The sequence below is a fragment of the Arsukibacterium sp. genome, assembly GCF_041616895.1.
GTDB lineage: Bacteria > Pseudomonadota > Gammaproteobacteria > Enterobacterales > Alteromonadaceae > Alishewanella.
This window is the reverse complement of record NZ_JBFJPY010000003.1, coordinates 62,397-75,932: the sequence shown is the minus strand read 5'-3', so window position 1 is coordinate 75,932 and position 13,536 is coordinate 62,397. Positions and strand designations below refer to the sequence as shown.

The 13,536-nt window shown below is 49.9% G+C and carries 14 protein-coding genes; 10 read left to right on the top strand and 4 right to left on the bottom strand.

Going from position 1 to position 13,536, the window contains the following annotated elements:
* Positions 1-49 precede the first annotated feature (49 nt).
* Positions 50-640 (bottom strand): PilZ domain-containing protein, encoded by a 591-nt coding sequence (locus ABY802_RS01355; RefSeq protein WP_372625206.1) that lies wholly within the window; start codon positions 638-640, stop codon positions 50-52.
* Positions 641-750: 110 nt separating this feature from the next.
* Between ABY802_RS01355 and ABY802_RS01350 the strand changes: the two genes are divergently transcribed.
* The 3 genes from ABY802_RS01350 to ABY802_RS01340 are packed head-to-tail and all read left to right on the top strand — an operon-like array spanning position 751 to position 3,857.
* A complete protein-coding gene (locus ABY802_RS01350) occupies positions 751-1,950 on the top strand; it encodes a lipoprotein-releasing ABC transporter permease subunit (RefSeq protein WP_372625205.1) in 1,200 nt (399 codons plus the stop codon).
* Complete coding sequence (gene lolD / locus ABY802_RS01345; RefSeq protein WP_372625204.1) at positions 1,943-2,626, top strand: lipoprotein-releasing ABC transporter ATP-binding protein LolD; 684 nt, start codon at positions 1,943-1,945, stop codon at positions 2,624-2,626. Before ABY802_RS01350 ends, lolD begins: the two co-directional genes overlap by 8 nt.
* Entirely contained in the window at positions 2,619-3,857 is a 1,239-nt protein-coding gene (locus ABY802_RS01340) for a lipoprotein-releasing ABC transporter permease subunit (RefSeq protein WP_372625203.1), read from the top strand. Before lolD ends, ABY802_RS01340 begins: the two co-directional genes overlap by 8 nt.
* Positions 3,858-3,863: 6 nt before the next feature.
* Here ABY802_RS01340 and ABY802_RS01335 read toward each other — a convergent pair whose 3' ends face one another.
* Positions 3,864-4,385, bottom strand: coding sequence for a DUF2062 domain-containing protein (locus tag ABY802_RS01335; protein WP_372625202.1), 522 nt, complete (start codon positions 4,383-4,385; stop codon positions 3,864-3,866).
* Positions 4,386-4,409: 24 nt separating this feature from the next.
* Between ABY802_RS01335 and ABY802_RS01330 the strand changes: the two genes are divergently transcribed.
* Genes ABY802_RS01330 through tcdA form a run of 7 tightly spaced genes read left to right on the top strand, consistent with a single transcriptional unit; the run spans position 4,410 to position 11,873 of the window.
* The gene (locus ABY802_RS01330; RefSeq protein ID WP_372625201.1) at positions 4,410-6,638 is read left to right on the top strand and encodes a ComEC/Rec2 family competence protein; all 2,229 of its coding nucleotides are present in this window, start codon (positions 4,410-4,412) and stop codon (positions 6,636-6,638) included.
* A gap of 38 nt (positions 6,639-6,676) precedes the next feature.
* Positions 6,677-8,422 carry a lipid A export permease/ATP-binding protein MsbA gene (gene msbA, locus ABY802_RS01325; protein ID WP_372625223.1) on the top strand — a complete coding sequence of 582 codons (1,746 nt, stop codon included), beginning with the start codon at positions 6,677-6,679 and terminating at the stop codon, positions 8,420-8,422.
* Positions 8,419-9,387, top strand: a complete 969-nt coding sequence (gene lpxK / locus ABY802_RS01320; protein WP_372625200.1) for a tetraacyldisaccharide 4'-kinase — start codon at positions 8,419-8,421, stop codon at positions 9,385-9,387. The genes msbA and lpxK overlap by 4 nt, the downstream gene beginning before the upstream one ends.
* Positions 9,388-9,392: 5 nt before the next feature.
* Positions 9,393-9,584 carry a Trm112 family protein gene (locus ABY802_RS01315; protein ID WP_372625222.1) on the top strand — a complete coding sequence of 64 codons (192 nt, stop codon included), beginning with the start codon at positions 9,393-9,395 and terminating at the stop codon, positions 9,582-9,584.
* On the top strand, positions 9,572-10,327 hold the full coding sequence (kdsB, locus tag ABY802_RS01310; protein WP_372625199.1) for a 3-deoxy-manno-octulosonate cytidylyltransferase: 756 nt from the start codon (positions 9,572-9,574) through the stop codon (positions 10,325-10,327). Before ABY802_RS01315 ends, kdsB begins: the two co-directional genes overlap by 13 nt.
* Positions 10,328-10,351: 24 nt before the next feature.
* Positions 10,352-11,056: a pseudouridine synthase gene (locus ABY802_RS01305; protein WP_372625198.1), complete on the top strand. Its 705-nt coding sequence runs from the start codon at positions 10,352-10,354 to the stop codon at positions 11,054-11,056.
* A 1-nt stretch (position 11,057) separates the two neighbouring features.
* Positions 11,058-11,873 (top strand): tRNA cyclic N6-threonylcarbamoyladenosine(37) synthase TcdA, encoded by an 816-nt coding sequence (gene tcdA, locus ABY802_RS01300; RefSeq protein WP_372625197.1) that lies wholly within the window; start codon positions 11,058-11,060, stop codon positions 11,871-11,873.
* On the opposite strand, the gene ABY802_RS01295 is transcribed toward tcdA, so the two are convergent.
* Both ABY802_RS01295 and ABY802_RS01290 read right to left on the bottom strand, forming a co-directional pair.
* Positions 11,870-12,313, bottom strand: coding sequence for a SufE family protein (locus tag ABY802_RS01295; protein WP_372625196.1), 444 nt, complete (start codon positions 12,311-12,313; stop codon positions 11,870-11,872). The genes tcdA and ABY802_RS01295 overlap by 4 nt on opposite strands.
* Entirely contained in the window at positions 12,310-13,527 is a 1,218-nt protein-coding gene (locus ABY802_RS01290) for an aminotransferase class V-fold PLP-dependent enzyme (RefSeq protein WP_372625195.1), read from the bottom strand. The genes ABY802_RS01295 and ABY802_RS01290 overlap by 4 nt, the downstream gene beginning before the upstream one ends.
* Positions 13,528-13,536 lie beyond the last annotated feature (9 nt).

The following is a 13,536-nucleotide window of genomic DNA, read 5'->3' as shown; positions in this document are numbered from 1 at the left end:
TGTCACTGTTATTAATGCTGGCAGCAGTGCCAACTTTTACTGCAGATGGTTAATCTGGTAACTGACGCTGTGCGGCTTTTTGTTTTAACTGGCGCGATTGCTGATGCAAACTGGCCCGGACAATAAGTTCGCGATCTTGATCTCTAATCCGCCTAAACACAACTTTTATTTGCCAGCCATCGTTTGTCTGCTCAGAACTGATTACCTGGCCCAGGCAATATACCGCCCCTTCGTTTTCAGCCAGGAAAACTTTTAATTCCACCAGTGCCAGTACCGAGAGCGGTTGGCTGCTTTGCAAACATAAGCCTGCACCACCATAACTTAACGTAAACTGACGATGCGCTGAGCTGTCTTGCTGTCGAAGTACGTAGTGCAGTAACAAGTCGATCTTGCGGGCTTGCTGCTGCAGATAATTAGCTAACTCATCAGCCAGCTCGCCAATCCGGTTAAGCGAGCGCAAGGCCGACATATTTAAACCACCCATTTCACCCGCCAGTAGAAACGGTTCCGGTATACTGGCTAAAAATTCCTGCTCAGAAGGCAAACTGCCGCTAATCTCTTTGCAATTGACGGTAATGTCGTGCTCGACATTAAAGTAGTCGTTATAAGCGTCGGTTAACGACTGTAATATTGGGTCCATAGCAGGCCTCGAGTAAGGTTGCTTGTCATTATGGCTAATAATCACTATTATCAGCAGCGATTTTTGCAGCTAATTTACCATCTAACCGAGGCGAAGTCCTGAATATTAACATGCAATTACCTGTCAGCATTTTGCTTGGTTTACGTTATAGCCAGAGCCGCAAGGGCAATGCCTTTATCTCATTTATTACATTTTTTTCAGTAGCAGGTATTTTGCTGGGTGTGATGGCCTTAACGCTGGTTAGCTCGGTAATGAATGGCTTTGAAGCTGAGCTTAAAAAACGGATCCTGGGGGTGATTCCCCACGTTGTGGTGCAACCCTCAGCTGCTGACAATGGCTGGCAAGCGGCGTTAACCGAGCACGATGGTGTGCAGGATATCAGCCCATTTTTACAAACCGAAGCCCTGGTTCAGGCACCCAGACAACTGAATGCAGTCATGCTGCAGGGCATTAATCCGCAGCAGTTACCGCAGTTTTTAGAGCAAGCGCTGGTGGTCGGTAGCTGGCAAAATTTCGCCGATACCCGTTATGGCGTGGTATTAGGGCGAGGCCTGGCTGAGCAGCTGGAAGTTAGCCGTGGTCAGCAATTACGTTTTATGCTGGCGCAGGGGGGCAGTTATACTCCGGTAGGCTGGCTACCCCGGCAACGGTTGTTTGAAGTCGTGGGCATTGTTGACACCGGCTCTGAAGTTGATGGTTTGCTGGCGGTCACCCGGCTAGATGATTTGGCCCGGTTGTTGCCGGCTACTAGCCGGGAACCGGCTTGGCGCTTAAGCCTGGCAGAACCGTTCAGTGCTCCTCTGCTGGCAGAACGTTTAAGCGAAACCCCCCAATTACGCAGTGTTACAGACTGGCGCCAGAGTCAGGGTAAATTGTTTGCTGCCGTTGCGATGGAAAAAGCCATGATGTGGCTGATGTTACTGCTGATTGTCGCCGTGGCCGCGTTTAACATTGTCTCGGCGCTGGTGATGATGGTGACGGAAAAACAAGCGGAAGTGGCCATTTTAAAAACTCTGGGCATGACAGATCGCCAATTGTTTATGGTGTTTGCGTTTCAGGGCGTGGTCAATGGCATGGTTGGCGCGCTGCTCGGGGTGCTCGGTGGGGTAGTGTTAAGCTTGCAGCTTAACGAGGTGCTAAACCTGTTTGGTTTGCAGCTGGCCAGTGGTATTGCTCTACCGGTAGACATTAACCCGTTACAAATTATCACTATCTTTGCCTGCGCAGTAGGGTTAACCCTGCTGGCAGTGCTGTACCCAGCCTGGCGGGCTGTTAAAGTTAATCCGGCGGAAATTTTGCGCGATGAATAAAGTATTAGAAGCTCACCAGATCAGTAAAAGCTACCGTGATGGCAGTGCGGTTACTCAGGTGTTAGATAACGTGAGCCTGAGCGTCGCCGCTGGAGAAATGGTGGCAATAGTCGGCAGTTCCGGTTCGGGTAAAAGTACCTTGCTGCATATATTAGGTGCGCTGGATCTGGCTGACAGCGGCTCGGTCGAGATTGCCGGCCAATCTCTGGCAGGGTTAAGTTCAGCTAAAAAAGCCAGGTTACGTAACCAGCAGCTGGGCTTTATTTATCAGTTTCATCATTTGTTGATGGATTTTACTGCGCTGGAAAATGTGGCAATGCCACTGTTTATCCGGGGCGACAATAAACAGGATGCCCTGGAAAAAGCGGCAGCGTTGCTTGCCCGGGTAGGCTTGAGCCACCGAGGCCACCACAAGCCTTCAGAGCTGAGTGGCGGTGAGCGGCAACGGGTAGCCATTGCCCGAGCACTGGTTACCCAACCTGCGCTGGTGCTGGCCGATGAGCCTACCGGTAATCTTGATCAGCATACTGCTGAGTCTATTTATCAGTTACTACGTGAGTTAAATGCCAGTATGGCGACCAGTTTTGTGGTAGTCACCCACGATACTCATCTGGCGGGAAGGCTGGATACCCAATACTTAATGCGCGAAGGACAGCTTGAGGTGATGCATGGCTAGTCTGGCCTGGCAACTGGCAAAGCGCTACCGTTCCACCCGTCACACCAGTGGCTTTATCCGTTTTATTTCGGCGTCTTCTACCTCGGGTATCGCCCTGGGCGTCGCGATTCTTATTCTGGCGCTGTCGGTAATGAACGGTTTTGAGCAAGCATTAAAAGATCGTCTGCTGGCAGTGATCCCCCATATTGAGCTTGAAGCGGTAGATTACTCGCTGGCTGACTGGCCACGCCAGCTTGCGACTATGTCGGGTGTAGATGGTGTCAGTGCCGGCGCCCCTTTTATTAAAGCCAACGGCATGCTGCGCCATGGCAGTGCGGTAAAAGCGGCTCAGGTGCGGGGCGTTAGCTTGCAGCACGAGCGGCAGATCAGTGCGGTTACCGAGTTTGTCACCCAGGGCAGCATGGCCACGCTGGATGAAACGCAAATTATCCTGGGCCAGGGTATTGCTGATGCGTTAGACATTACGGTGGGTCAAAGTTTACAACTGATGCTGCCTCGGTTTGCTGCCGATGGCAGTCTGGCTAGTCATCGCACCGTTAGTTTAACGGTCAGCGGTATTGTGGCACTTGGTGGTCAGCTTGACTACAGCCAGGTTTGGGTTGATATGCCGGCATTAGCGCTCTGGTTAGGAATGTCAGAGGGTGAAGTACATGGCTTGGCGTTTCGGGTAGACGACGTATTCGCGGCGCCGCAGTTGTCCAGGGTGCTGGGCAGGCTATCTGAAGAGTACGTCTATACACTGGATTGGTATCGCAGCCAGGGCCATGTTTACAACGATATTCAGATGGTAAGGGCTATTTTGTATCTGGTGCTGACCCTGGTCATTACTGTGGCCTGTTTTAATATTGTGGCAACCCTGGTCATGGCGGTACGTGAAAAAGAGGCGGACATTGCGATCTTGCTGACCATGGGAATGGCGCCCGGCCAGTTGATTAAAACCTTTGTGTTACTGGGTTGGTTAAACGGGCTTATTGGTTCATTGCTGGGGGTGGGGTTTGGTGTGCTGTTAGCCAGTACAATTGAATCTGTTTTTGCCACGATAACCCGGGTGGTTGGCAGCACCTTACTGGATCCGAGCATTTACTTTATCGACTTTGTGCCTTCAGTGCTGCGCTGGCAGGATGTGCTGCTGACCCTTAGCATAGCATTGTTACTGAGTTTACTAGCGACGTTATACCCCGCCTGGCGCGCCAGTAAAGTCGAACCTGCAACCATTTTAGGCCAGCATTAGGGCTGGTTAACGTTTGCGATTTTTCAGCAGTTTAGCAAGCTGAGCTTTCTTAACAGATAATCGCCATAGCCAGTCAATCATAAAATAACCGCTGATACTGGCGGTTATCGCCATTAATACCGATCCTAGTAAAAATGGTTTACCAATAGTGTGCAGGCTATGGTTAAGCCATTCCAGACTCGCCTCAAACGCAAAAGGTTCCAGCGGTTGTGCCAGGACAACCGTCCCAATCAGATAACTTAAATAGAACATAATTGGCATGGTTAGTGGGTTTGAAGTCCATACCAGCGCTAGTGTCAGTGGTAAGTTTACCCGAAATGGAATTGCTGTAGCGGCCGCTGCCAGCATCTGAAATGGCATAGGGATCCAGGCCCAAAACAGGCCCACAGCAAAAGCACCGCGCGCCGAGCGCCGGTTTAAATGCCAAAGGTTACCATCATGTAGCAAACTTCCAAATAAATTTATAAGTTTTTGTTGCTTGATTTTTTCAGCTGATGGTAGATATTTCTTAAATAGTTTTTTGGGCATTCTAACCTGTATTAGAAAGAGGCCATGCTAGGATTTTGCATCGGAGTTATTACAGCCAGCCTATTGTCATTATTTTTGCCGATAGTGCCACCTTTTTTCAGTATTTTTTTTGGAATACTGCTTTTGCTGGTTTTTGTCTGGCGCCGGCCAGGGTTAATGATGTTTATGATAGGGGCTGGCTGCTTTATGGCCAGCTGGAGTTGGCAGTATCAACAGCACCAGATGGCCCGTGATGCCTTGCTAAGTACAGCAGATGCTGCGGTGTTGGTAAATATTGATACGCCACCTAGGGCCTATCCAGATTACACCCAGCTTAGCGCAACTGTGCTAAAGGGGCCAGCATCGGGATTTAAACTATCATTACGCTGGCAACAACCTCCAACACTCGCTGTGGGCCAGCAATGGCGCTTAAAGCTGCAACTTAAACCGGTTCATGGCTATGCTAATCCGGGTAGCTTTAATGCCCAAACCTATGCGCTGGTACAAGGAGTGGTCGCCAGCGGGCAGGTTGTCGCTGGCCGGCACATTCTGCTGAAGCAGCATGACTCAGTGCGCCAGCGCATTGTTACCAGGGTAGAACAGGCCATTTCGCCATATCGCACCGCCCCTTTACTCAGAGCGCTGGCAGTGGGGCAGCGTGATTTTCCACCCTGGCTATGGCAGGGCGCTCAGCACTCGGGGTTAGGCCACTTACTGGCGATCTCTGGTTTGCATATCGGTCTGGTATTTGGCTGGATGTTGTGGCTTGGCAGCTGGAGCAAAGGCTTGTTTGCGGTGACGCGACAGCAACAACTGGCCTTAATCCTGGCATTGGCAGTGGCGCTGCTCTATGCCTGGCTTGCCAGTTTTGCCATTCCCACCTTGCGTGCCAGCATTGGGCTGGCCATTCTGGTTATATGCCGCAGTCAGTTGCAAAAAATATCATTAAGTCGCTTCTGGTTGCTGTTGGTGACCTTATTATTGCTGATCCAGCCGTTCTGGGTGCTTAGTGCCAGTTTCTGGCTGTCGGTGCTGGCTGTTGCTATTATATTCCTTGCAATATGGCGTTATCCGCTAACACACTATCACTGGCGGGGCAGACTACGCTGGTTTCTGATGTTTCATCTGATTTTGACCTTGGCAATGACCCTGCTTGGCATCATCCTGTTTGGTGGTTTCAGTCCGTTAATGCTGCTCTCAAATCTGCTGTTTGTGCCCTGGTGCAGCCTGGTGGCAATTCCAATACTGCTACTTTGCTTACTATTTACCGCTTTAGGTATGAATGTCGGTGGGTTATGGCTGCTCGCAGACAGCACTTTTATGCCGCTACTGTGGTGGTTAGAGTATAGCGCTCAGTTGCCCCTGTGGTGCTCGGTGACAGCGGTTTCGGGCACAGCAGTGGCGCTTTTGGCCATAGTAACGCTGGCCTTACTGATTTTTGCCAGAAAAGCCACCATGCTGCTGTTGCCCCTTAGTCTGGTGTTGCTTACCGGCAGCACACTGCAGTCACCGCCATGGCAATTGCATTTACTCGACAGCGGTCAGCGTCAACTGATATTACTGCAGCGGGGACAGCGGGCTTTACTGTATGACCTGGCGCCCGCGCTGGCTAGTCAGGACATTGCTGGTCGCCAGTTAGCACCGATATTGCGGCAGTTGGGGGTGCAACAGCTCGATTATGTGTTGTTTCGACAACTTCGCACGGAACATAGCCGGTTCTGGGCGTTGCAGCACAACTACCGGGTAGGACAGCACAACCTCACTGATTTAAGCCAGCAACCTGGCGCAGGATCCTGTGCTGAATTACCGACTTCCTACCAGGATGTCTGGCTTGAAATATTAAACGCAGCAGCAGGCGACAGCTGTATCGTTCGGCTTACGATAGGCCCGTGGCGGATCCTTATTCCCGGAAAACTAGACCAAACCACAGAACAGGCGCTGGTGGATAGTAACGAAAATTTGGCTGCGGATATTGTTATTCTGGCCAATAACGGCAGTGGGGCAGTTAACAGCCTGGCAATGTTGCAGCGAGTGCGTCCGGCCCTGGCGTTAAATGCCGCTGCTTTTATGAATGGTTATCAACATCCTGCTGTAGCTGTGCAACAGCGGCTGGCGTTACTGCAAGTCCCTTTGCTTAATACCGCGGACTATGGTGCTATTACCGTTGAATTTAGCGATCAAAACCTGCGCTTAACCAGCTGGCGGCAGCAAAGATTACCGTTTTGGCTGGAAAAGCCAGCGGCAATTGCTGAAACCTTGGCAACAACGCGCTAGAATAAGCAAAATTTTAAAGGCAGGATTACCCATTGTCAGTGTCTGAAATAAAACAAGTTGGAACCGCCCGGCGTTTACTGCGATATGTGATTCCTTATAAATTCGGTTTTCTGGCGGCGGCGCTCGGTATGCTCGGGTATGCTCTGATTGACGTCTACTTCATCTCAAAACTGCCGCAGTTTATTGATAATGGTATTAATGACAAAAATACCGATTATCTGCGCTATGCCCCGGTCTTTATTGTCCTGATATTTATTCTGCGCGGCGCATTTAACTTTGTCGCCAGTTATTGTCTGAACTGGGTGGGCACCCACGTTGTAAAAACCTTGCGCCAGCAATTGTTTGAACATTACATGCGCCTGCCGGTTAGCTTTCATGATCAGCATTCGACCGGCGAGCTTATATCAAAGGTGACATACAACACTGAACAAATTAAGCAAACGACGTCCCGCTCGTTATCCGTGGTATTACGGGAAGGGGTCTTCGTTATTGGTTTGCTGGTAATGATGTTCATCATGAGCTGGCAGCTCTCGGCGATTTTTCTGTTAATTGCCCCGGTGATTGCCGTGGTAGTGAGCTTTGTCTCCAAACGCTTTCGATTGCTCAGTCGTAATATTCAGAATGCAATGGGTAATGTCACCACCTGCTCCGAGCAGATGTTAAATGGCCATAAAGTGATTTTGTCTTTTGGCGGCCAGGAAATTGAAAAAGACCGGTTTCATAAAGTAAATAATTTAACCCGGCAGCAGGATGTCAAATTAGAGGCCACCCGGGCGATCAGCGTATCTACCATTCAGGTAATTGCTTCTTTTGCATTGGCGTTCGTGGTGTATATGGCCAGTTTTCCTGAGATGCTGGAAAGCCTGTCGGCCGGCACTTTTACTACCATTGTTGCCTCCATGATGATCATGCTGCGGCCCTTAAAGCAGTTAACTACCGTAAACAGTGAATTCCAGCGTGGTCTGGCCGCGGCTAAGAGCGTGTTTGAGGTATTGGATCAGCCGGTAGAGCAAGACACCGGCACCGTGCAATTAAACGAGGTTAAGGGGGATATAACATTCGAGCAGGTAAACTTTACCTACCCCGGCCATGACAAACAGGTGTTATTTGATATTAGTTTTAGCGCCAAAGCAGGCCAGACTATCGCGCTGGTGGGACGCTCTGGTAGTGGTAAAACCACTATTTCGAGCCTGCTACCGCGGTTTTATGAGCTTAATAGTGGTGATATTACCATTGATGGTCAGAATATCCGGCAATGCACCTTACCCTCGCTGCGCAGCAAAATGGCGATAGTATCGCAACATGTCACTTTGTTTAATGACACTATTGCCAATAATATTTGCTACGGCCTCAGTGAGCCGGTAGCCGAGGCGACGTTGCTGGATGTGGCTGAAAAAGCGCATGTGTTAGAATTTTCCAAGCAGCTGCCTGATGGTCTGGATACCGTTATTGGTGAAAACGGCGTGAGTTTATCGGGAGGTCAGCGTCAGCGAATAGCGATTGCCCGGGCCTTGCTGCGCCAAGCGCCGATCCTGGTGCTGGATGAGGCTACCTCTGCGCTTGATACAGAGTCAGAGCGAAAAATTCAGGCGGCATTGGATGAATTACTGATAGGGCGTACCAATATTGTTATTGCTCACCGTCTGTCGACCATTGAACAAGCGGATAAAATTATTGTGATGGAGCAGGGCCGGATTATTGAACAAGGTTCTCATGCTGACTTGCTAGCCGCGAACGGCACCTATGCGCAGTTATACAAGTTACAGTTTGGCGCAGAGCAATGAACCTGCTGGAACAAAGCTGGTATCAGAAGGGTCATTGGTTATCCTTGTTACTGTTGCCTCTGGCAGCCCTGTATTGGCTGATTAGCAGTACCAGACGCGGTTTATTCCGGCTAGGGATTAAAGCTCAGCATAGGCTGGCCGTGCCGGTGGTTATCGTTGGTAATATCAGTGTTGGTGGTACCGGCAAAACGCCATTTACGCTCTGGCTATGTCAGCAGTTGCTGGCTAAAGGCATCAAGCCTGGCATCATCAGTCGCGGCTATGGTGCGAATATCAGCTCGCCACTAACCGTCACTACAACAAGTACTGCCAGTGAGGTTGGTGATGAGCCTTTGTTACTGGCCAGACGCAGCCATTGCCCGGTGGTGGTATGTCCGGACCGGGTTGCCGCTGGCAGGGCACTGCTAGCTCAGCACCATGTTGATATCATAATTTGTGACGATGGTTTACAGCATTACCGGCTGGGCCGTCAGCTTGAAATCGTGTTAATTGACGGTCGGCGTGGTTTTGGCAATGGCCTGTTGTTGCCTGCCGGGCCGCTGCGTGAACCGCGCTCGAGATTAACCGCCGTTGACTTAATTATTGCTAATTCAGGTAACATCTCCGAGGCGAATTACCAGATGCAGCTTAGCAGCGGCACAGCTAAAAGCCTGTTAGCTGACACAGCGCTATCACCTTGTGAGGTTACGCTGGTGGCGGGGATAGGTAACCCTGAGCGGTTTCTGACAACTGCACAACAAGCCGGCTTTACTGTTGTCGAGCAACGTTTTTTTGCCGATCATCATCAGTTCTGCGCAGCAGATTTCAGCGGTATTGCCGGCCCGGTGCTGATGACAGAGAAAGATGCAGTGAAATGCCAGCACTTTGCCAGGGACAACTGGTATTCTTTGCCGGTTGACGCCGGTTTTAGTAGCGTTCAAAACAATCAAATTATTAATCACATTACACGATTACTGGAAAAATAATGGCCATTAATGTTGCTCTGACCGAAATACTCGCCTGCCCGTTATGCAAAGGGAAATTAAAATACGATAAAACAGGCCAACGCTTAATTTGTCTGGCAGATGCGTTGGCATATCCGGTGCGAAATAATATTCCGGTGCTGATTGCTGACGAAGCCGAACACCTTGACAGCGATGAGGTTAAGAAATGGCGTTCGTAGTGGTGATCCCAGCGCGGTATGCCAGCAGTCGTTTACCTGGCAAACCACTGGCCGATATTGCTGGCAAGCCAATGATTGAATGGGTGTATCAGCAGGCACTGCAAAGTGGCGCCAGCCGGGTTGTGGTAGCAACCGATGACCGGCGGGTAGCGGATGTTGTCGATGCATTTAGCGGTGAAGTCTGTATGACGCGTGCCGACCATCATTCGGGTACCGAGCGTCTGGCTGAAGTGATCAGTAAACTGCAACTGCCAGCAGATACCATCGTTGTTAATGTGCAGGGCGATGAGCCTTTTATTCCGCCGCTGATTATCCGCCAGGTTGCTGAAAACCTGGCCGGCCAGCAAAAGGCCCGGATGGCAACCTTAGCAGTGCCATTAAGCCATGGCGCAGAAATTAGAAACCCGAACATTGTCAAAGTAGTCAGTGATAAACAAGGCTATGCCCTGTATTTCAGCCGCAGCCCCATTCCCTATGATCGTGATGGCATTGTCGCTGACGATTTAGCCCGCCATTACCGTCGGCATATTGGGATTTACGCTTACCGCGCCAGTTTTATTCAGCGTTATGTTGACTGGCCGGCGTCAGCCTTAGAACAAATTGAAAGTCTGGAGCAGTTGCGGGTGTTATGGCACGGTGAGGCAATTCATGTCGATACCGCGCTGGAGACCCCGGCGGTAGGAGTTGATACACCATCTGATCTGGAACACGCGCGCCAGTATGCGTTGAGTTTGGCTAAATGATCTGTTTGCTATGAGCTATTGTCAATGAATTGGCCGTTTGAACTGGTGGCGCAAACTGCAGAGTTTGTAGTGCTGAACAAAGCCCCCGGGCTGAGTTTTCATTCTGAGCAGGGCGCAGGTCTGGTAGTACAAGCCGAGCAAGCGCTGGGTGTTAAGTTGTATCCTGTTCATCGCCTGGATAAAGTCACTTCAGGGCTTATCGTGCTGGCTCGAAGCAGTGAAGTTGCAGCTGAACTTACCTCGCTGTTTACACAGCATCAAGTACAAAAGTACTATCTGGCGATTAGTCTGACTAAACCGGCCAGGAAGCAAGGCTGGGTTAAAGGGGATATGGCTCCTGCACGTCGCGGGGCCTGGAAGCTGCTGAAGTCTCAGGATAACCCGGCAGTAAGTTATTTTATCAGCAAGGGGGTTGCCGGGCTGCCCTGGCGGGCATTTCTGATAAAGCCCTTCAGTGGTAAGACCCACCAAATTCGGGTAGCGTTGAAAAGTGTCGGTGCAGCTATAGCCGGCGACACCCTGTACCAGGGCGCGACTGCAGATCGGGTTTATCTGCACGCTTACGCATTGAGCTTTAGTTTAGCAGGTAGCTGTTATCAGTATGTTCAGTCTCCAACAACGGGCGCGTTTTTCTTACAAGGCAACGAGCAGGGCTTATGGCATGACTGGGCTGAGCCTTGGCAGCTAAACTGGCCGGAATATAAACAACCGCAACGGATCACTAACTAAGATGTCTGATTATTTACTTCGTTTTGCCGGTATCGGCCGATTGTATGGTGCTGATGCGCTGCAGGCGTTCTCTAAGGCCCATGTTTGTGTCATTGGTATCGGAGGGGTCGGTAGCTGGGCAGCAGAAGCGCTGGCGCGTTCGGGGATCAGTGAAATTACCCTGATCGATCTGGATGATGTTTGTATTAGCAATATTAATCGCCAGCTTCATGCCACCACAGACACCATTGGCCAGGATAAAGTCGCTGTGATGGCGCAGCGGATTAAAGCGATTAATCCTGAGTGTATTGTCCATCAAATTGAAGACTTTATCAGTGTTGATAATCTGCAGCAGCTTATTACGCCGCAACTGGATTATGTGATTGACGCGATTGATTCGATTAAGGCAAAAGTCGCCTTACTGGCGCATTGTAAACGTAACAAAATTAAGGTGATCAGCACAGGTGGCGCAGGGGGGCAGACGGATCCGACCCAAATTCTGATAAGCGACTTAACCCAGACCATTAATGACCCGCTGCTGGCAAAAGTGCGTAACACTTTACGCCGTGATTATAACTACAGTCGCAATCCGCAGCGTCGTTTTGGCATAGACTGCGTGTATTCAACAGAGCAGTTAAAATATCCGCAGCCAGATGGCAGTGTATGTCAGCAAAAAGCGTCGCAGGCAGCGCCAGACGGTAGCACCAGCAGTATGCGTTTAGATTGCAGTGCAGGTTTTGGTGCGACCACTGTCGTGACCGCCAGTTTTGGTTTGGCGGCCGTGTCCAGGGTATTATCGAAAATAGCAGCTAAAGCTAATGAAGCGGCCAAAAATTAATGACAACAATCTTTAATTCGCACCATCATGGCATTAAGACCACTACCCCGTGACTGACTCAGGTAGGGCTTTAAATTTAGTTTGTCAAAAGCATGGGCCAAATCAAATTTCTTCAGCTCAGTGTTACTCATGCCATTGACCAAACACAACATTATCGCCATCAGGCCTTTGACAATTCGCGCTTCACTATCTAGTACAAAAAAATGTTGGTCCTGATGCTTATTATAATAATGCATTAACCAGGCACGGCTTTCGCAGCCTTTAACTAACAATGAGGGTTGTTTCATTTTTTCCGGAATAGGAGGAAGTTTACGGCCCAGATGCATCAGAATCCGATATTTGCTTTGCCAGTCTTTGGCCTCGCTCAGCTCAGGTAAGTCTTCGTTATAGATATGACTCAGCGCAGGTTTAGTCTCAGTCAGTAATTGGTCTAAGGTCATGCCGTTAATATCTCCACGGCCTGCGATAAGGCTTGCAGGCTGGTTGCCACATCTGCTTCATTATTATAGGGCGCAAATGAAAATCTGACCGCACCAGCTAATCCCAGTTGGCTGAAAAAAGGCATGGCGCAGTGCTGACCGCCTCTGACCGCTACTCTTTGCTGGTTTAGTAACTCTGCGACATCGGCAGGATGTTCACCCTGTACATTTAGCGCTACGATCCCTGCATTATGCACAGGCGATGATAAAATATCCAGCCTGTCAATCTTATTAAGTCCTTCAAAAAACTGGTTTAATAACATCGCCTTATAGTTTTTCATTTCATTTCGGTTAATGTTATGTAACCAGTTGGTGGCGGCTGCCAGGCCGATAGCCCCCGCGATATCTGGCGTTCCGGCTTCCAGCCGGAATGGCAGAATGTTAAATAAGCTGTGACTAAATTGAACTTCGCTAATCATTTCACCGCCACCAAAAAGTGGCGTAAGTAGCTCCAGAGCCGCTGTTTTTCCATATAACACACCAATACCGGTAGGACCGAACAGCTTATGTCCGGACCAGACATAAAAATCAGCATCCAGTACCTGCACATCAATGCTATCGTGCACGATACCCTGAGCACCATCTACTACAGTCAATGCTCCGGCTGCTTTGGCCTGGCTGATCATTTGTGCTGCCGGTTGAATATGACCCAGCACATTAGAAATGTGGCTGAAACTAACCACTTTCGGTTTATGTTGTAACAGTCGGCTGAACGCCTGTTGATCCACCTTGTGCTGGGCATCAAGCGGAACCACATCCAGCGTCACTCCGAAGCGGGCGCAGTGCAGTTGCCAGGGTACAATGTTAGCATGGTGCTCAAGTGCAGTGATCAGCACGCGATCTCCTGCTTTTAACACCGTATGCATCAGGCCAAAAGCAATCTGGTTTAACGCTGCAGTCGCACCACTGCAAAAGATGATTTGTTGTCGCTCGCTGGCATTAATAAAGGCGGCAATGTCATCACGTGCCTGCTCAAATGCCCGGGTGGCGTTTTGGCTTAAGCTATGAGCACCACGGTGCACGTTGCTGTTGTTGCGCTGATAAAACACCGTCATCGGGTCAATTACGGCATTCGGTTTGTGCATGGTGGCCGCATTATCCAGATATACCCAATCGGGGTTGTGCTGAAAGAACTCAAACTGGCCGCGAAAGTTTACAGGATCAAAAGGCTGCATAAGGTCTCA